Raw genomic sequence first — 19,012 nt, 5'->3', positions numbered from 1 at the left:
GAATGAAGCACGGACAATCAGTTGCTATTGTCGGGGTCGGTGGCATTTTTCCCAAGTCACCGACCCTGGATCGTTTTTGGCAAAACATTATCGGCAATGTCGATACCGCCAGTTTGCCGCCAGAGGGGCGCTGGCTGCTCGATCCTGATGAGGTTTTTGCGCCGGAGATTGCCGCGGCGGATAAAATCTATTCGCAAAAAGCCTGTTTTATCGAGGATGAGACTGATCGCACTTCGATCGCCGGACTGGATATAGATGGCGATTTTCTCGCCAGTCTTGATCCGATGTTCCGTCTGTTGTTACGCGCCGGCAATCAGGCCTTTAGCGATGGTGTAACGCAGCAACTCGACCGCAGCAAAACCGGGATAATCATCGGCAATCTGGCCCTGCCGAGTGAAAAATCCTCCGCACTGGCCCGTGAATATCTGGGCCGTACCTTTGCCGAAAAGCTGCTCGGCCCCCAGGAGAACAACCAACCGCTTGAAGTCGCGCCGCTGAATCGCTACGTCGCCGGTTTGCCTGCCGGTATCCTCGCCAAAGCCCTCGGCCTTGGTGGGACTTGCTTTACCCTCGATGCCGCCTGCGCTTCCTCCCTCTATGCCATCAAGCTGGCTGCTGACGAACTGCTGTCCGGCCGCGCTGATGCCATGCTCAGCGGTGGCCTGTCGCGGCCCGATTCCCTCTATACGCAGATGGGTTTTTCGCAATTGCGGGCGTTGTCGCCGAGCGGCAATTGTTCTCCCTTTGATCAGCAGGGTGATGGCCTGGTCGTCGGTGAGGGTTGCGGCATGTTTTTGCTCAAGCGGACTGAGGATGCAGTGCGCGACGGCGATCATATTTATGCGGTTATTCGTGGCATCGGCCTGTCGAACGATCTTGGTGGCAGTCTACTGGCACCGGTTTCCGAAGGGCAACTGCGGGCGATGCGTTCTGCCTATCAGCAGGCCGGTTGGTCGCCGAGCGATATCGACCTGATCGAATGTCATGCCACCGGAACCCCGGTTGGCGATGCCGTTGAGTTTGCCAGCTTGAAGAGCCTTTGGGGCGAGAAGGGCTGGCAGCGGGGGCAGTGCACCATCGGTTCGGTTAAGTCGAATGTCGGTCACCTGTTGACTGCCGCTGGTTCGGCCGCCCTGATGAAAACGCTGTTGGCGTTCAAAGAGCAAACCCTGCCACCGACCGCCAATTATGACACTCCGGCAGCCGGCATCGATATGGGCAACAGTCCCTTTTGCGTGCGCAACGCCGCGACCCCCTGGCAACCGCGTAAGGCCGATCGGGCCCGGCGCGCAGCCGTCAGTGCCTTCGGCTTCGGTGGTATCAATGCGCACCTGTTGATCGAAGAATGGCTACCGAAAAAACCGGCCAAGCGTTCTTTGGCCTTTCACCCGACCTTCAAGCAAAAGACCCAACCGGTGGCGATTGTCGGCATGGGCACCCATTTCGGCCCTTGGGATTCGCTGGAGAAATTCCAGCAGCGGGTTCTCGGCAGTCAGGAAGACGTGCCGGTGACCGCTCCGCAAAATTGGTGGGGGCTTGATAAGAGTCAGTGGTTCGCTCAAGCGATGGCGGGGAAAACGACCTTCAAGGGACATTTTGTACCGCAGGTGTCCGTGGTGCCGGGTAAGTTCCGCATCCCACCGACCGAACTCGCGGAGATGCTGCCCCGGCAGCTGTTGATGCTCAATGTCGCCGATCAGGCCCTCCAGGATGCCGGGCTTAAAAACGAGGATCTGCTGTTTACCGGGGTCTTTATCGGTACCGGACTCGATCTGAATGCGACCAACTTTTCTTTCCGCTGGGGGATGCAGAAGCAGGCGCGACTCTGGGCCGAGCAGCTTGGGCTGGAACTCAGTGATAAGGAGTTGAAGGAGTGGATCGCCAGTTTACGTGAGGCGGCGGGCCCAGCCTTGACCGCCAATCGGACCATGGGAGCACTCGGCAGTATCGTTGCCAGTCGCATCGCCAAAGAGTTTCGTATCGGTGGCCCCAGCTTTACCCTTTCAAGTGAAGAAAATTCCGGCTTGCGGGCTCTTGAGGTCGGAATCCGCGCCTTGCAGGAGGGTTCGATCAACCGGGCGATTGTCGGCGCGGTCGATCTAGCTGGTGATTTACGCTCAGTGTTGGGTCAGCAGGGAGCAACCGCCTTTTCAGCCAAAGGATTGATCCGGCCATTTGGCAAGGATGCTGATGGGACGATCATCGGTGAAGGGGCCGCTGCAGTGGTCTTGAAGACACTCGAAGATGCCAAGCAGGATGGCGACCGCATTTATGCTGTTCTTAAAGGGGTTGGTACTGCTGTTGGTGGCGACTGCGCAGACACGCAGCCTGATCAACAGGCCTACAGTGTTGCATTGCAACGCACCTGTCAGGATGCTGGCATTTCTCCGGAGACGGTGACTTACCTGGAAACATCCGGTTCGGGAGTCCCGCAAGAGGATGTCGTCGAAGCCCAGGCGCTCGGCGCATTCTTCGGTTCGCAGAAGAATGAAACCCCCTGCTACGTCGGGAGTGTCAAGGCCGATATCGGTCATGCCGGAGCCGCATCGGGTTTGGCGGCGTTGGTAAAAACTGCTCTTTGCCTCGACCGACAGCTGTTGCCACCGCTGCGTAATGTCAGTGCCTTGCGCTATGAATGGATTCGCGGCAAACGTAAATTCTTGCTCCCTTGTGGCCCGCAATACTGGTTGCGCAACCGGGCTGAAGGGCCACGGCAGGCGCTTGTCAGTTCGTTATCTGTTGATGGCAGCTGTTCCCACGCACTCCTTGAATCTTTTGTCGATTCCCCCGGGCGATCGACACCCCAAAGCGTTGATCGTCCGATCGGGTTGTTGGCCGAAGGTCTATTTGCGCTGCCTGCAGAGACTTCGCAAGCGCTATTGGAACAAATTGCCGAGCTGCAAGGGTTTGTCCGGCAAAGCTCCGAGCTGCCGATCGATCAACTTGCCCGGCTGTGGCATTGTTCCAAGCCGCTTGAAGCTCAGCGCAAGCTCTGTCTGGCGATGGTTGCTGATTCACCGCAGCAGTTGGTCGAGCAGCTCGACTATGCCACGACTGCATTGGTTGATCATCCGGATCAGCCCCTTGGTAGAAGCGGCGATCCGGTTCTGTCTGCGGCGATCCGTGATCGAGTGTTTTATAGTCCACGTCCCTTAGCGCTCGATGGCAAGGTGGCATTTGTTTTTCCCGGATCCGGCAATCATTTTGCTGGTATGGGGCGCGAGCTGTCAGCTCTTTGGCCGGCAGTTTATGCCTGTCAGGACCAGAAGAGTGAGTTTTTGGCTGATCAATATCAGCCGCAACATTTCTGGCAACAGCAACTAGGTGACGCCATTTATGAAGACCATAATGCGCTGGTTATCTCCCACGTAGCCTTGTGTACTGCAATCAGCGATCTGGTGCGTAGCTTCGGCATCGAACCGCAGGTGATCAGCGGCTACAGTCTGGGAGAGTCGGCGGGACTGTTTTCCTCCGCGGCATGGCGAGATCGCGATGGCATGCTGAGTCGTTTAAAGGCCTCCAGTCTATTTACTGAGGATCTCGCGGGGGCATGCAAGGCAGCGAAAGAACTCTGGGGTTTATCGGCGAAGCAGCAGGTCGACTGGACGCTGGGGATTGTCGATGCGCCAGCGCGAGAGGTTAGGAAAAAGCTTTTGGCCAAAGACCGAGCCTATCTGTTGATCGTCAACACCTACCGCGAGTCGGTCATCGGTGGTGATCGTCGTCAGGTCGAGAAGCTGGTGCAGGAGCTTGGTTGTCACTTTATCCCGTTAAAAGGGGTCACTACTGTTCATTGTCCGGTGACCAGACCGGTCTCAAAAGCTTACCGTGACCTGCACCTGTTCGATACCAATCCGCAGCAAGGAATCGATATTTACAGTTGCGCGCGGGGCGGGAAATATCAGCCGAGTCGTGACAACTGCGCTGATGTCATTCTTGAGCAGGCACTCGATACGATCGATTATCCGAAACTAATCGAGCAGGCGTATGCCGATGGGGTGCGCATCTTTATCGAAACCGGACCGGGCAATTCTTGCAGTCGGATGATCAATAGCATTCTCGCCGACCGACCGCACCTGGCACGTGCGACCTGCACCGCCAATCAGGATGCCAGCTCGACAATTCTACGCTTGCTGGCGCAATCACTAGCGGAGCGGGTGCCGGTCGACCTTAGGACTTTATATTCTCAAAGACCTGAAACTGCGGCGCAAAACAAAACCGCAATCCAGACCCAGATCGGTGGGAAGGAGTTCGCGCCAATTGTGCCGGCGAAGAAACTTGTCGACGAGGCGCCAGCTTTTGAGCCTGCAGCAACAGCGCCGAAGGTCACTGTAAAAGAAGAGTCCAAAGGGACAACGCAGCCTGCCTTGCAAGATCCACTGCTGCAACAGTTGGCCGCATCGGCGGCCGTCAATGCCCGGACCCACGCCGCCTATTTGAGCTTTTCTGAAACCATGGAGCAGACGCTGACGGAAAATATCGCTCTGCAGATGTCGCTTTTACAGCAGATGACAGCCAATGGCGAAGTAATCCCCAATTTCCAAACTTCTGAGCCGCAGCCGACAGCCTCTGTTGCCCGTCAGACACCGCTGACGGTGGTAGCAAAACAGCCAACCGTGGCCTTTGATCGACAGATGTGCATGGAGTTCGCCGTCGGCTCGATGGCCAAGATGCTCGGACCTGAGTTTGCCGAGATCGATAGCTATCCGACCCGGGTGCGGCTGCCTGATGAGCCGCTGATGCTGGTTGATCGGATTCTCAGCGTCGAGGGTGAGCCGCGTTCCATGACCAGTGGTCGGGTGGTGACGGAACATGATGTAACCGCCGACCGTTGGTACCTGGACGGTGGCCGGATTCCGACCTGTGTCGCGGTTGAAGCCGGTCAGGCTGATCTGTTTTTGTCCGGTTATCTCGGTATCGATTTTATCAGCAAGGGCAAGGCGGTTTATCGTCTGCTCGATGCGGTGGTGACCTTTCATCGTGGCTTGCCGGTAGTAGGTGACACGATCCATTACGATATCAAGATCGAGCATTTCTTCCGTCAGGATCAGACCTACCTGTTCCGCTTTAATTTTGAGGGGAGCGTTAATGGCGAACCGCTCTTATCGATGAAAAACGGTTGTGCCGGCTTTTTCACCGAAGATGAGTTGGCTGCTGGTAAGGGGATTGTGCACACCAAGCTGGATCGGTTGCCGCAACCCGGCAAGCTTCCAGCCGATTGGCGTGAACTGCTGCCATTGCAGGTTGAATCTTACCATGAAGCGCAGGTCAACGCGCTCTACGCCGGGGATCTCGCCAGCTGTTTCGGCGCACGTTTTGCCAACCTTAAGCTGGAGCAACCGTACACGTTGCCGGGTGGCCATCTGAAGCTGGTCGATCGGGTCGTTAAGCTCGATCCTGTCGGCGGACGCTACGGTATTGGGCAGATTGTCGCTGAAATGGACATCAGCCCCGATGACTGGTTTTTGACCTGCCATTTTGTTGATGACCAGGTGATGCCCGGCACCCTGATGTACGAGTGCTGTATGCATACCCTGCGTATTTATCTGCTGCGTATGGGCTGGATTGGAGAAGAAGGGCAGACCTGGTGCGAGCCGATTCCCGGCGTTGACAGCGGGCTCAAGTGTCGTGGTCAGGTTACCGAGACCACCAGGACGGTCACTTATCAGGTCAGTATCAAAGAGCTGGGCTACGCCCCTGAACCTTTCGCCATTGTCGATGCCTTGATGTTTGCCGACGGCAAGGCGATTGTCGAAATTCCGAACATGTCGGTGCGTTTGTCCGGTCTTGATCGGCAAAAGGTTGAAGCGCTCTGGCTGGGGCAGGGGAGCGTTACTCAAGCGCCTGCCCCAAAGCAGGTTCTTTACGATACTGAGCGGATTACCGCTTTTGCTATCGGTAAGCCGTCCGACGCCTTCGGTGAGCCGTATAAGGTCTTCGATCTCGAGCGCAAGATTGCCCGTTTGCCGGGACCGCCGTTCCAATTTCTGGACCGTATCGTCGCCATCGATGGAGAACCTTGGAAGCTGATTTCCGGGCCGACGGTTGAGGCGGAGTACGATGTGCCGAGCGACGCCTGGTATTTTGCCGCCGGACGTCAGCCGGAAATGCCGTTCAGTGTTCTGCTCGAAACCGGCTTGCAGCCCTGTGGCTGGCTGGCTGGTTATCTCGGTTCGGCGTTGACCAGCTCCGTCGACCTGTCCTTCCGTAATCTCGACGGCAATGCCGTGCAGTATCGGCCGGTCACGCCGGAATCGGGAACCTTGACCACCAAGGTCAAAATCACCCGCGTCGCCAGCAGCGGTGGCATGATCATTCAGGCCTACGACTTTGAGATCAGCGACCAGCACGGGCCGGTCTATGGTGGCGACACGGTGTTCGGTTTCTTTTCCGCCGAGTCGCTCGCGCAGCAGGTTGGGGTGCGCGGTGCCTCGCTCTATCAGCCGAGCGCCGCTGAACAGTCCCGCGCCGAACAGTTCGCCTACCCGCAAGAAGCGCCGTTCCCGGAAGCCAAGTTGCGCATGGTCGATACTATCGAACTGCTGATTGCCGATGGTGGCGCGCAGGGCCTCGGTTATATTCGGGGGACGAAGAAGGTTGATCCTGACGAATGGTTCTTTAAGGCGCATTTCTATCAGGACCCGGTTTGTCCCGGCTCGCTCGGGCTCGAATCCTTTCTGCAGCTGCTGAAGGTGGTTGCCGTTAAGCGCTGGGGGGCTACGGCGAAGACACGTTTTGAAACCATTGCCCTGGGCGAGAAGCAGAGCTGGAATTATCGCGGCCAGATTGTGCCGAGCAATGATCTGGTGCAGGTTGAGGCGGTTATTACCGCCATCGATGATGAACAGAGGCTACTTAAGGCGAACGGCTACCTGGCGGTTGATGGTAAAATTATTTATCAATTGAATGATTTTACCCTGCGCCTGCACCCCTGATCAGATGATTTGGCGTAAGTCGGTGATTTAGGCTGGCGGAACCGTTGCTGGGATGAATTTTCATTTTCCCTTCTATTTGCGGTTCCTTCCATGGTACAAACTTTATCCGATTATTGATTCTTTAGGTTGCTGTAACTGGCAATCTTTTTTTGTGACAGTTAAAACCGGTGGAGTTAATGAAGTATTCGCGAGTATTTATAGAGTCGGTCGGTTATGAGTTGGCACCGATTGTGGTGACATCGACCGAGCTGGAAAATCGGCTGCAACCGATGTACGACGCCCTGCACATTGCTCCAGGACAGCTTGAAGCGCTGACCGGAATTCGTGAACGGCGCTGGTGGAAACCGAATACGCGGATCTCCCACGGGGCGATTGCGGCAGCGAAGAAATCGTTGCAGGAACGGAATATCTCACCGGATGATATTGGCGCTGTGGTTTATGCCGGTGTCTGTCGCGAGCATTTTGAACCGGCCACCGCCTGTCAGGTGGCAGCGGCTCTCGGTGTTAAAGGCAATGCCGCTATTTATGATACCTCCAATGCCTGTCTCGGTGTTTTGAACGGAGTGCTCGATATCGCTAATCGTATCGAGTTGGGTCAGATTCGTGCTGGGTTGGTTGTTGCTTGCGAAAGTTCCCGGGAGATCAACGAGATCATGATCCAGCAGATGTTGGATAAGCCCTCCATGGAGCTGTTCACCACCTCGCTGGCGACCTTGACCGGTGGTTCCGGTGCTGCCGCAGTTCTGCTGACTGACGGATCTTTTACTCCATCACGTCGGCCCCGGCTGCTTGGTGGCGTCAATCTCGCCGAACCGCAGCATCACGAACTCTGCCGCTGGGGGATCAGATCCGATTCGCCGGAGAACCATACGCCCTATATGCAGACCGATGCCGTTGCCGTTATGAAACATGGCGTTGAACTGGGCAAGCGCACCTGGGATGCTTTTTCCAAGGAATTGGATCTGACCACCGACAAGATCGACAAGGTCATTTGTCACCAAGTCGGCGAGGCGCATCAGAAACTGATTTTGCAGACCATCGGCATTTCTCCCGAAAAAGATTTCACCACCTTTGAATTTCTGGGCAATATGGGCACCGTTTCCTTGCCGATCACTGCGGCGATCGCCAAAGAGCGCGATGTTCTGTTGCCTGGTGACTGTGTCGGTTTTCTTGGCATCGGGAGTGGCTTGAACTGCTTGATGATGGGGATTCAGTGGTAATGGCGACGACATTGATGGAAAGAGAATATCCCTTCGAGAGTCATTATCTGCAGATGGGGCCGCTCAACTATCATTATCTTGATGAAGGGCAGGGCGACCCGGTGGTGATGCTGCATGGCAATCCCTCCTGGTCATTCTATTATCGCCATCTGGTCAAGGAATTAAGCGTCGATCAGCGGGTTATTGTTCCGGATCATATGGGCTGCGGCTTGTCCGACAAACCGGCCGATTCGCTCTATTCCTTTACGCTTAAACAACGGGTCGATGATCTCGAAGCACTGCTTGATCAGCTCGATGTCAAAACCAATATCACCCTGGTCGTTCACGATTGGGGCGGCATGATTGGGATGGCCTTCGCTTCGCGTTATCCCGAGCGGATTGCCCGGCTGGTCATTTTGAATACCGCTGCCTTTCATCTGCCGCAGAGTAAACCGTTCCCGCCGGCCTTGAAAATCTGCCGCGACACCCAAATCGGTGCTTTTCTGGTGCAGGGTTTTAATCTCTTTGCCCGTGGTGCAGCGTTGGTCGGTTGCAAGCGTAACCCGATGTCGGCCGAGTTGCGCAAGGCTTATTGCAGCCCCTACGACAGCTGGCAGACCCGTATCGCCACCTTACGTTTTGTGCAGGACATTCCGCTGAAACCCGAGGATTCTGGTTACGATATTATCTCGGAGGTGCAAGAAGGTCTGCATCGCTTCCGGCATCTGCCGATCTGTATCTGTTGGGGAGAGAAAGATTTTGTTTTTGATCGTCACTTTCTTCAAGAGTGGCAGCGACATTTTCCGGCAGCAGAAGTTCATTCCTTTGCCGATTGCGGCCACTATATCCTCGAAGATGCCAAGGATGAGGTGCTGCCGATCATCAGCAAGTTTCTCTCTGCTCATCCGATCTTGGCGAAAGCCTCATGACCTCCGGCGAGTTGACCAACATCGCGGCGCACCTGCCGGAGATGGCTCGCCGACAACCAGATACTCCCGCAGTTTATATTCCTACTGGGCGAGATCAGCAATACCTACAATACAGCTTTAAACAGCTCGATCAACAAAGCAACCGCATCGCCCACGGCCTGGAGTCGATTGGTATCGGTCGTGGTGTGCGTACGGTGCTGATGGTTCAGCCCGGCCTCGATTTTTTTGCCCTGACCTTCGCGCTGTTCAAGGTCGGTGCGGTTCCGGTGTTGGTTGATCCAGGTATGGGGGTAAAAAACCTCAAGGTCTGTCTCGCCGAGGCGCAACCGCAGGCCTTTATCGGGATCCCCAAGGCACAGATCGCCCGTTTGTTGCTCGGCTGGGGTAAGGGGACACTGAAAATCTGGTTGACTGTCGGTCAGCGCTTTTTCTGGGGTGGCACGACACTGGAGAAATTGATTGCTGATGTTCCCGCCGAGCGCCCCTATGAAATGACGGCCACCGCTGCCGAGGAAACGGCGGCGATTCTCTTTACCAGCGGCAGTACCGGGGTGCCCAAAGGGGTGGTTTACAGCCACGGTAATTTTGTTGCCCAGGTCGAGCAGTTAAAACAGGTCTACAATATCCGGCCCGGTGAGATCGATCTGCCGACCTTTCCGCTGTTTGCGCTGTTTGCTCCCGCGTTGGGCATGAGCTCGGTGATTCCAGAAATGGATTTCACCCGTCCCGGATCGGTTGACCCGCAAAAGATTATCGACCCGATCAAGCGTTTCAACATCACCACCATGTTCGGTTCACCAGCGCTGATTAATCGCGTAGGCCGGTACGGCCAGGAAAATAATATTCAGTTGCCGTCGCTGAAACGGGCTATTTCCGCAGGTGCTCCGGTGCCCGCAGCGGTGTTGGAGCGTTTTAGCGAAATGCTCACCCCCGGGGTGCAGGTTTTCACCCCCTATGGGGCCACCGAGTCGTTGCCGGTCTGTTCGATCGGTAGCGCGGAAATTCTCACCGAGACCCGATTGGCGACCGATCTGGGCAGGGGGGTCTGTGTTGGCAAACCGGTACCGAGTATTCAGTTGGAAATTATCGGCATCAGTGATGCTGTGATTGAATGTTGGCAGGATGAACTACGCGTTGCTGACGGTGAAATTGGCGAAATCGTCGTTACTGGGCCGCAGGTGACAGGCAGTTATTTCAACCGGGCAGAATCAACGCGGTTGGCCAAGATTGACGATCCGCAAAGCGGCGGGTTTTATCATCGCATGGGCGATCTCGGTTATCGCGATGCGCAGGGGCGGATCTGGTTCTGCGGCCGTAAGGCACATCGGGTTATTTGTGCCGCGCAGACCCTGTTTACCATCCCCTGTGAAGCGATTTTTAATACCCATGCGAAAGTTTTTCGTTCGGCTTTGGTGGGCGTCACCATTGGCGGTGCCTTGCAACCGCTGATCTGCATCGAGCTGGAAAAGGGTGTTGAGAAATCAGCACAATTGCAGATTATCGCTGAACTGCGCACTATCGGCAAGGGGCATGAACTGACCAAGAGCATTCAACATATCCTGCTGCATCCTTCTTTTCCGGTTGATATTCGGCATAATGCCAAAATTTTCCGTGAAAAACTGGCGGTCTGGGCGCAGGAGCAAATCAAATGAAAGCGTTGGTGACCGGAGGTGGCGGTTTTCTCGGTAAGGCTATTATCCGCTTGTTGCTGGCAAACGGGGCTGCGGTTCGCTCTTATTCCCGTAACGAATATCCGGAGTTGACTGCTCTTGGGGTTGAGCACTGCCGTGGTGAACTTGCTGATTTGACAGCCGTCAAAGCGGCGGTGACGGGCTGTGATATCGTTTATCATGTCGCGGCCAAAGCCGGGGTCTGGGGGCCGTTTGACGAGTTCTATCAGGCCAATGTGGTTGGCACTGAAAATGTGATTCGGGCCTGCCGTGAATCCGGCGTCCGACGTCTGGTTTATACCAGCTCTCCAAGCGTGGTTTTTGATGGCACTGACATGGAGGGCGTTGATGAATCGACTCCCTACCCAGACCATTTTCACTCCTTCTACCCACAAACCAAGGCGCAGGCTGAGCAGTTGGTGCTGGCGGCCAACGATCAGTCGTTGGCGACGGTGGCACTGCGCCCGCACTTGATCTGGGGACCGGATGATAATCACTTGGTGCCGAGGATTTTAGAGCGGGGTGCAAAAGGAGCGTTGCGCAAGATAGGCAAGCGGGACTGTCTGGTCGATACCATTTACATCGATAATGCCGCTGAGGCTCATCTTCAGGCTGGTGAAAAACTCGATATTGGTTCGGTGGTTGCCGGTAAGGCCTATTTTCTCTCCAACGATGAGCCGCTTCCGTTATGGGATGTGATCAATCGGATTCTCGCCGCAGGCGCTCTGCCACCGGTGAGCAAAACCATCTCTCCCGCGCTGGCTTATGCGGTCGGCGTTGTGCTGGAAAAAATCTACAGCTCTTTTTCTCTTAAGGGCGAACCGCGAATGACCCGTTTTGTTGCTCGCGAGTTGTCGACGGCGCACTGGTTTGATCTCGGCAATGCGCGCCGGGACTTCGGTTATAATCCAAGCATCTCTATTGCCGAGGGGATGCGCCGGTTGCAGGACTGGCTGGAAACGAGATAGCCGATGCCATTGTCAATCAGCCGTTGGCAAGAGTCTTCTGTCGCCCCCGTTCTTTCTGCCGGACAAGTCCATCTCTGGCGCATTTCCCTTGATCCCTCCCGCCATAGACAAGACTTAAAGCATCTATTGAGTCATGACGAACTTGCTCGTGCAGCGCGACTTATTGACGCGGACAAAAGACAGCAATCAATCTTGACCCGTGGCCGTTTGCGGCAGATTCTTGCTTCTTATCTGCACAATGATCCAGCAGTCGTTGAGTTTTGTTACGGACGTTACGGCAAACCTGCCCTGTCGAATGTTTTAGACCAGGAGATTTTCTTCAATCTGTCGCATTCTGGCCGTTGGATGTTGCTTGCTATAACTCAGGCAGGCGATGTCGGTATCGATGTTGAGAAAATAGATTCTCAGCTCGATTACCTGAAGCTTGCTGCACAATTCTTTACTGCCGAGGAATTAAACCAGTTAAAAGGGCAGGGGCGACAATGGCAACGCAGAGAATTTTACCGACTCTGGACGAGCAAAGAAGCCAAGTTGAAGACGCTCGGTGGTGGCTTTTCAGCGCCGGCGCAAGCGTTGCTTTCTCCGTCCGGTTGGCAGAACCGCACTCTGCCGGTTGCTAGCGGCTATCTTGCTACCCTGGTCTGCCCTGTAGAAATAACCTCAATAGTTCGCCTGCAACTTGTTGATTCCTAGTTGAGTGTGTTTTGTGCTCGGTGATTTCAGCGGAGTCGCCGCTGTTGAATCACTGTGTTATCATTGTGTGATTAAATCCTGTGGGGGTGCTGCTGGTGAAACGACAACTGTTATTGCTTCTTGGCTGTGTTCTTTTGTTGGCCGGCTGGATGAGTGCTTTTTTGATCGGTGCGATTCCTCAGCAGAGTGACCTCTATCACCTGGTTCCGGCCGCTCTGCTGGGTGTCGGTTTCGGACTTGTTCTTAAGCTGCTGAAGATCAAACGCACGATTATCGTTCTGGTCTTAACGGTAGTCGCCTCTATTTTTGCCGTTAATCAAATCTACCCGAGCCGTAAAATATCTCTGACCGGTTTTATGCAGCGGATGGAAACGCCGGTCAGGCAAGGTCAGCCGATTTTGCTTGAAGTGCGTGCTGCCGATCGCATCGGTCCCTTTGCGCCAGAGCGAACCCTCTTCTCCCTCGCCGATATCAGGGTCCAACTCTTCTCCCGTTTGCCCGGAGCGCCGCGCATGCTTGCGTTTGATGAGCAGGGCCGACTCTATGCCAGTATTCCAAACTTAGGTGCCGTGTATCAGCTCTCAGACGCCAACGGCGACGGCTTTGCCGAGCAACCGATCCTTTTCCATGTTGGTATGGATCGCCCGCACGGGTTGGTTTGGCGTGGCGACCAGCTTTATGTCGCTGAAACCGGACGGTTGATACAATTGACTGATAACGACCGGGATAATCAGGTCGATGAGATAAAGGTCCTGTTGGATGATTTGCCGGACGATGGCGGTCATTGGACACGGAGTCTGACCCTTGCTGCCGATGGTTCTCTTTTCCTTTCGATTGGCTCGCGTTGCAATGCCTGTGAAGAAGCTGATCCGCGTCGGGCTGCTGTTCTGCGGGTTGATCCGCTGACCGGCGCGTCGACAATCTTCGCCAAGGGGTTGCGTAATACGGTTGGGCTGACTTTTGCTGCCGATGGGCAAACCCTGTGGGGGAGTGACAACGGCCGCGACATGTTGGGGGATGATTTGCCGCCGGAGGAGATCAACCGTATTGTCAAAGGTGGCGATTACGGCTGGCCGTACTGTTTTGGTGACCGTCTGGTTGACCCGAATCTGGGCAGTAGCAGCCGTTGTGAGCAGACGCTGGCTTCGGCGGTCGATCTGCCGGCCCACTCGGCTCCTTTGGGCATCACCTTTGGCGATCAATTGAAGGCACCAGTGGCATTTCGCGACAGCCTCTACGTTGCCTTTCATGGCTCGTGGAACCGTAGTACGCCGACCGGCTACAAGTTGGTTCGAGTGCCATTTCGCTCGGCAGGGCCGAGCGCTGACGCTCGTGAGTTTCTTTCCGGTTGGTTGCTCGAAGGTAAGGCCTGGGGACGACCGGTCGCGCCGCTTGTCGGCCCGGATGGAGCCCTCTATTTAAGCGATGATCGTGCCAACGCTATTTATCGAATCAGTTGGAACCTGCAGGAGTAATCATATGCGCACCCTGTTCCTGTTTTTGCTTTTGCTGCTGCCGTTTGAGTGCGCAGCTGAAGTGAAACTTATCGAAATCAAGCATCGGGCCGCTGTCGATTTGGTCGCTCAGGTGAGAGAGCTGCTCGATGCTGGTGAAAAAGCACAGGCAGCGGGCAACCACTTGATCCTGATTGCCGATGGCGAGACCCTGCTTGCGGCTGAAAAACTGGTTGCCTTGCTTGATCGACCTCTGGTTAACCTGTTGATCCGGGTTAAGCAGTCAGAAGAACTGCAACAGGTTGGAAAAGAGTCGACCGCGAGTCTCTATTATGGCAACCAGGGGGGCTTGTCGACTTCTGCCGGCGTAGGTTTCAGACGCGGCAATTCAACTACCAGGCAGGAGCAGAGCTTGCAATTGGTCGAGGGGGGAAGGGGACTGATTGAGGTTGGGCAGGAGGTCCCCTATACCGAGCAGTGGTCGGCGATGACAGGGGATATTACCGGTTATTCGGAGAAAATTGCCTACAAGACGATTGCGACCGGTTTTTGGGTTAATCCGGTCGCAATTACGGGAAATAAAGTTTTACTTGAGGTTGAACCTTATATCGGTAGCAGCGATAAGGTTGCAAACAAGCAAGCTCCCACCATCAACTTTACTCAATTGCGCACCCGACTGCTGGTGCCTCTGGGGCAATGGTATTCGCTCGGGAATCAACTGGTACAACGCGATGAAATAAGCCGCGCAATTGTTTCCTGGCGCAGCAGCGACGGGCAGGCTGATCGTGCCCTGCAAATAAGAATAGAAAAGATGGACTGATTTTTCTTGACACTCCCAGTCCTATTTGGTACTTCAATGCGCACGCCAAAACGGCATGAACGGCCTCGTCGCCAAGTGGTAAGGCACTGGTCTGCAACACCATGATCGGCGGTTCGAATCCGCCCGAGGCCTCCAAAAATACAGAGTGTCAGCCCCAACGGTTGGCACTCTTTTTTTTCGGCAGGGATCATGGAACTTCTCTCGCTACAGATCATAGCTCTGACGCTGTTTTTTGGCGCCTCTGCCGGGTTTCTTGCCGGTCTGCTCGGCATCGGTGGCGGGGTTATCCTCGTGCCGCTGTTTCTCTGGCTGTTTCCCCTTGCCGGCTTTCCAGAATCACTGATCGTTCATACCGCCTTCGGCACCAGTCTAGCGATAATCATTCCGACCTCGTTCAGCAGCACCCTGGGACATCGAAAGCGTGGCAACGTCGATTGGCACATGGTGGGCTATTTATCGATCGGCGGAATCGTCGGCGCGCTGCTTGGTTCTACCGCGGCCGCTTATATTCCGGGGCAAACGCTGAAAATCGTCTTCGGCTGTATGCAGATCATTATCGCCCTGAAACTGCTCTTCTATCACCCCTACCTGCCCCCCGAAAGATCGGCTCCGACCCCAGTAAAACAGTCATTGTTGGTTGGCCTGGCTGGTGGTCTGTTCTCCGCCTTTTTCGGTGTTGGTGGTGGCATCGTTGCTGTTCCTTTAATGCTGATCATCATGCAGTTGCCGATACATCTGGCCGTCGGTAATTCCAGCGCACTGATTGTTGTTTCTTCCTTCGCTGGCACTGTTGGCTATGTTTTGCACGGTTTGCAGCAACCAGTAACGGCTCCATTGTCGCTCGGATATGTTAATGTGTTAGTTGCTACTGTGGTCGCGCCGGTGTCGATGGGCTGCGCCCGGTTGGGCGTTAAGCTGGCAAGCCGAACCAGTCAGAAACATCTGATCAAAGTTTTTGCTGTGTTGCTGATATTTATCGGTGCCAGGATTCTTTTCAGCGGATAAAGGGGGTACGATGATACGTCAACCTGTCGTTGCTGGTAGTTTTTACCCGGCCGAACCTGATCGTCTGTCTGCAGAACTTGAGCAACTGTTGCGCACTGATTCACCGCCACAAGGGGCGAAGGCGATTATTGTCCCCCACGCTGGATATATTTATTCCGGTGCGGTCGCTGGTGAGTTGATAGCCGGTACCAAAATTCCCAAAACCGTTGTTTTGATCGGCCCTAATCATCAGGGCACCGGCCACGATGTTGCTGTGACGGGTGCGGATTATTGGGCGACGCCGTTGGGTAAGGTTCCGATTGCCGTTCCTTTACGTGATCTACTTTGTCACGAAATTACCGATCTGGTGGTTGATGAGCGCGCTCACCAAGCCGAACACTCTTTGGAGGTGATGCTTCCCTTGCTGCAAAGGCGTCAACCCGACCTGCAGATCGTTCCGATTTCATTGAGTTCTTTGACTTGCGAAAAGGCCGTCGCCCTAGGGGTCTCTCTGGCCGCGATTTTGCTACGCCAGGAGGAAGATATCTTGCTTTTGGCCAGCAGTGATATGAATCACTTTCTTGATGCGGAAACCACCGAGCAGCTCGATTTTAAGGCGATCTCGGCAATGACCGAATTTGATCCGCAGGCTCTTTACCGGACGGTGCGGGAAAATCGGATCAGCATGTGCGGGGTGTTGCCTGCCGTGGTTGTGCTGCAGGCCGCTAAAACGATGGGCGCAACAGTTTGCTGCCTGGTTCGTTATTCGCACTCGGGACTGGTTAATGGTGACAATAGCCGGGTGGTCGGTTATGCTGCCCTGTCGATCGACTAGGAGGGTGACGGACTATACGGGCAGAAGCGAAAATTTGGAGGTTTGAGACCAGATTTTGGCTCATTTGAGAGCGCATCGCCGTAGCTATGGTCTGAAAAGGAGCTGAAATAAGGGCCAAACAGCCGAATTTGCAGCCTGCTCATGGATAGTCCGACAGGCTCCTATAGCTACTTAAATCGCTTGATTTGATTGAAAATTTCGCTGTATAAAAGGTCAGACCGCTGTCGCGGTCTGTTTTTTTTGTTCAATATCCAAGGAGTAAAAAATGTCCGATTTGCGCGTTCGTTTCGCCCCCAGCCCGACCGGTTATTTACATGTCGGTGGTGCCCGTACGGCCCTATTCAATTATCTGTTGGCAAAAAAGCAGGGTGGAAAATATGTCTTGCGGATCGAGGATACCGACGTGGCCCGCTCTACCCAGGAATCGGTAGACGCTATTCTGGATGCCATGCAGTGGCTCGGCTTGTCCTGCGATGAGGGACCATTCTATCAATCGGACCGGTTCGATCTTTACAAGCAGAAGGTTGAGCAACTGCTTGAGGAGAATAAGGCCTACCGTTGTTACTGTACCCAGGAAGAGCTTGACGCCAAACGTGAAGCGGCAATGAAAGAGGGGCGTAAACCGAAGTACGATGGGACCTGTCGCAATCGCACCGATCAACCCGATGCTCCCTATGTGGTCCGCTTTAAGTTGCCGGAGGACAGATCTGAGACAACCTTCGTCGATAAAATCAAAGGGGCGATCACCGTACGGCATGAAGAGTTGGACGATCTGATTATTGCCCGGACCGATGGAACGCCGACCTACAACCTGGTCGTTGTTATCGATGATGCGGAAATGGGCATCACCCTGGTCATCCGTGGCGATGACCACGTCAACAACACGCCACGGCAGGTTCTGCTCTACGAGGCACTCGGTTATTCTGTTCCGGAGTTTGCCCATGTCCCGATGATTCTTGGCGCGGATAAAAAGCGCCTCTCGAAACGTCACGGGGCAACTTCGGTCATGGTTTATAAGGAAATGGGATATTTACCGGAAGCGATGGTCAACTATCTGGTCAGACTCGGCTGGTCCTTCGGTGACGAAGAAATCTTCAGCATGGACGACCTGATCGAAAAGTTCAGTCTCGATAATGTTGGTCGGTCGGCCGGTGTTTTTAATCCGGAGAAGCTGATTTGGTTGAACAGTCACTACATCAAGACTGGTGACCCGGTGCGTCTGGCTGAACTGCTGACTCCATTCCTGGTTAAAAAGGGGATTGATCTCGCTGCTGGCCCGGACCTGGTGGACGTCGTTAAAAGTCTGCAGGAGCGTGCTGCGACCATGATAGAAATGGCTGATGGTGCAGCTTTCTATTTTGCCGATTCGCTGGCCTATGATGAAAAGGCTCAGGCTAAATTTCTAACTGTTGAACAGAAACCGCTTTTTGAGACTCTGTTGGTCGAGCTCGAAAAGTGTGCGGACTTCAACGAAGAGCAGCTGGAGGGAGCCTTTGCCCTGATCATGGAGGCGAGTGGGCTTAAGTTCGGCAAGGTTGCACAACCGTTGCGGGTGGCCCTGACCGGTGGGACCGCCAGTCCCAGTATCTATGAGGTGCTCAGTGTTTTAGGGAAGGATCGGTCGTTGGACCGCATCAGTCAGGCATTGCAGACTTTGTAGCCGAATCATGTTTAACTTCAAAAGCCCGGCCGTTCTGGTCGGGCTTTTTTTGTTTTTCAGTACCCTCTCAAAAAATGTTTTATATCTGATCTTCTCCTGTCCTGAAGCTATGTACCTTATAAGCTCCCGAAACCATGAAGTTAATCCTGTTTATTTTGTTCGCCTTGGGGTTGTTTAGCCGCTCATATTTTTAATGTTAGAGGTCATTGCACTTTCTATGTAACGCAGTTATATTGTTGGTGTTGGTTAATTCTGTGTGTCAACTTCTATCTGAAGGAGAAAGAGAATGACAGGGAAATATTTGTTCAGGCTGGTATCCGTGATGTTTATTCTGCTCCCATCACTGGTCTTTGCGGCGACGGTTGAGGAGGTCAACCAGGGGAGTGTTGATCGGGCAAAAGCGACCGAATCAACCAAGCCATCAGTTGAAATGATCATGGAGCGGGTGAATGCCGGTGTCGCTGTGATGAATAAGGAAGGGCGGAGTGGCTTTGATAAATTTAAGGGGGCTGACAGTGCGTTTATTTATGCAGGGACTTACATCTGGATTCATTCCCCTACGACTGGCGAAATGTTGATGCATCCAATGAAAACGAAATTGGAAGGGAAAAATGTCAATCCATTACGTGATGCTGCTGGCAAGCTGCTTTTTGTTGAATTCAACCGAGTTGCTACCGAACAGGGGAGTGGTTGGGTCAATTATCAGTGGCCAAAACCGGGTGAAAAGAAACCGAGCATGAAGGTTTCCTTCGTCAAGCTTGCCGAGCACAATGGCGAAAAATATGTCGTCGGATCAGGTGTTTATGACATTACCCTTGATGAGATCAATAAAGCTCTTGGGAAATAGCGATATCCTCAGAGTATG

12 protein-coding genes and 1 tRNA gene are annotated in these 19,012 nt (G+C 54.2%); all 13 read left to right on the top strand.

Going from position 1 to position 19,012, the window contains the following annotated elements; all coding sequences use genetic code 11:
- The first annotated feature begins 2 nt into the window (after positions 1 to 2).
- The 13 genes from ACZ5PT_RS15490 to ACZ5PT_RS15430 all read left to right on the top strand — a co-directional run bounded on the left by ACZ5PT_RS15490 (position 3) and on the right by ACZ5PT_RS15430 (position 18,994).
- Complete coding sequence (locus tag ACZ5PT_RS15490; RefSeq protein ID WP_464263928.1) at positions 3 to 6,935, top strand: beta-ketoacyl synthase N-terminal-like domain-containing protein; 6,933 nt, start codon at positions 3 to 5, stop codon at positions 6,933 to 6,935.
- Positions 6,936 to 7,111: 176 nt separating this feature from the next.
- The gene (locus tag ACZ5PT_RS15485) at positions 7,112 to 8,155 is read left to right on the top strand and encodes a 3-oxoacyl-ACP synthase III (protein ID WP_464263927.1); all 1,044 of its coding nucleotides are present in this window, start codon (positions 7,112 to 7,114) and stop codon (positions 8,153 to 8,155) included.
- Positions 8,155 to 9,063, top strand: a complete 909-nt coding sequence (locus ACZ5PT_RS15480; protein WP_464263926.1) for an alpha/beta fold hydrolase — start codon at positions 8,155 to 8,157, stop codon at positions 9,061 to 9,063. Before ACZ5PT_RS15485 ends, ACZ5PT_RS15480 begins: the two co-directional genes overlap by 1 nt.
- Positions 9,060 to 10,715, top strand: a complete 1,656-nt coding sequence (locus ACZ5PT_RS15475; RefSeq protein WP_464263925.1) for a fatty acid CoA ligase family protein — start codon at positions 9,060 to 9,062, stop codon at positions 10,713 to 10,715. The genes ACZ5PT_RS15480 and ACZ5PT_RS15475 overlap by 4 nt, the downstream gene beginning before the upstream one ends.
- Complete coding sequence (locus tag ACZ5PT_RS15470; RefSeq protein WP_464263924.1) at positions 10,712 to 11,701, top strand: NAD-dependent epimerase/dehydratase family protein; 990 nt, start codon at positions 10,712 to 10,714, stop codon at positions 11,699 to 11,701. The genes ACZ5PT_RS15475 and ACZ5PT_RS15470 overlap by 4 nt, the downstream gene beginning before the upstream one ends.
- A gap of 3 nt (positions 11,702 to 11,704) precedes the next feature.
- Positions 11,705 to 12,394 carry a 4'-phosphopantetheinyl transferase family protein gene (locus tag ACZ5PT_RS15465; RefSeq protein ID WP_464263923.1) on the top strand — a complete coding sequence of 230 codons (690 nt, stop codon included), beginning with the start codon at positions 11,705 to 11,707 and terminating at the stop codon, positions 12,392 to 12,394.
- A gap of 95 nt (positions 12,395 to 12,489) precedes the next feature.
- Positions 12,490 to 13,869, top strand: a complete 1,380-nt coding sequence (locus tag ACZ5PT_RS15460) for a PQQ-dependent sugar dehydrogenase (RefSeq protein WP_464263922.1) — start codon at positions 12,490 to 12,492, stop codon at positions 13,867 to 13,869.
- A 4-nt stretch (positions 13,870 to 13,873) separates the two neighbouring features.
- A complete protein-coding gene (locus ACZ5PT_RS15455; protein WP_464263921.1) occupies positions 13,874 to 14,668 on the top strand; it encodes a hypothetical protein in 795 nt (264 codons plus the stop codon).
- A gap of 61 nt (positions 14,669 to 14,729) precedes the next feature.
- Positions 14,730 to 14,803, top strand: a tRNA-Cys gene (locus ACZ5PT_RS15450).
- Between the two features lie 54 nt (positions 14,804 to 14,857).
- A complete protein-coding gene (locus tag ACZ5PT_RS15445; protein WP_464263920.1) occupies positions 14,858 to 15,673 on the top strand; it encodes a sulfite exporter TauE/SafE family protein in 816 nt (271 codons plus the stop codon).
- Between the two features lie 10 nt (positions 15,674 to 15,683).
- On the top strand, positions 15,684 to 16,487 hold the full coding sequence (gene amrB / locus ACZ5PT_RS15440; protein WP_464263919.1) for an AmmeMemoRadiSam system protein B: 804 nt from the start codon (positions 15,684 to 15,686) through the stop codon (positions 16,485 to 16,487).
- 265 nt (positions 16,488 to 16,752) lie between these two features.
- Positions 16,753 to 18,147: a glutamate--tRNA ligase gene (gene gltX, locus ACZ5PT_RS15435; RefSeq protein WP_464263918.1), complete on the top strand. Its 1,395-nt coding sequence runs from the start codon at positions 16,753 to 16,755 to the stop codon at positions 18,145 to 18,147.
- Between the two features lie 286 nt (positions 18,148 to 18,433).
- Positions 18,434 to 18,994: a cache domain-containing protein gene (locus ACZ5PT_RS15430; protein WP_464263917.1), complete on the top strand. Its 561-nt coding sequence runs from the start codon at positions 18,434 to 18,436 to the stop codon at positions 18,992 to 18,994.
- Positions 18,995 to 19,012: the final 18 nt, after the last annotated feature.

It is taken from the genome of Desulfuromusa ferrireducens, from assembly GCF_055389805.1.
The sequence above is the reverse complement of the archived record's forward strand: the minus strand, read 5'-3'. Positions and strand labels throughout refer to the sequence as shown.

What these genes read in the sequence shown, in the direction of transcription:
- ACZ5PT_RS15455 (WP_464263921.1), top strand. Translation starts at nt 13,874, where the DNA reads ATGCGCACCCTGTTCCTGTTTTTGCTTTTGCTGCTGCCGTTTGAGTGC.
- ACZ5PT_RS15475 (WP_464263925.1), top strand. Translation starts at nt 9,060, where the DNA reads ATGACCTCCGGCGAGTTGACCAACATCGCGGCGCACCTGCCGGAGATG.
- ACZ5PT_RS15490 (WP_464263928.1), top strand. Translation starts at nt 3, where the DNA reads ATGAAGCACGGACAATCAGTTGCTATTGTCGGGGTCGGTGGCATTTTT.
- ACZ5PT_RS15470 (WP_464263924.1), top strand. Translation starts at nt 10,712, where the DNA reads ATGAAAGCGTTGGTGACCGGAGGTGGCGGTTTTCTCGGTAAGGCTATT.
- ACZ5PT_RS15480 (WP_464263926.1), top strand. Translation starts at nt 8,155, where the DNA reads ATGGCGACGACATTGATGGAAAGAGAATATCCCTTCGAGAGTCATTAT.
- ACZ5PT_RS15445 (WP_464263920.1), top strand. Translation starts at nt 14,858, where the DNA reads ATGGAACTTCTCTCGCTACAGATCATAGCTCTGACGCTGTTTTTTGGC.
- ACZ5PT_RS15485 (WP_464263927.1), top strand. Translation starts at nt 7,112, where the DNA reads ATGAAGTATTCGCGAGTATTTATAGAGTCGGTCGGTTATGAGTTGGCA.
- ACZ5PT_RS15430 (WP_464263917.1), top strand. Translation starts at nt 18,434, where the DNA reads ATGACAGGGAAATATTTGTTCAGGCTGGTATCCGTGATGTTTATTCTG.
- amrB (WP_464263919.1), top strand. Translation starts at nt 15,684, where the DNA reads ATGATACGTCAACCTGTCGTTGCTGGTAGTTTTTACCCGGCCGAACCT.
- gltX (WP_464263918.1), top strand. Translation starts at nt 16,753, where the DNA reads ATGTCCGATTTGCGCGTTCGTTTCGCCCCCAGCCCGACCGGTTATTTA.
- ACZ5PT_RS15465 (WP_464263923.1), top strand. Translation starts at nt 11,705, where the DNA reads ATGCCATTGTCAATCAGCCGTTGGCAAGAGTCTTCTGTCGCCCCCGTT.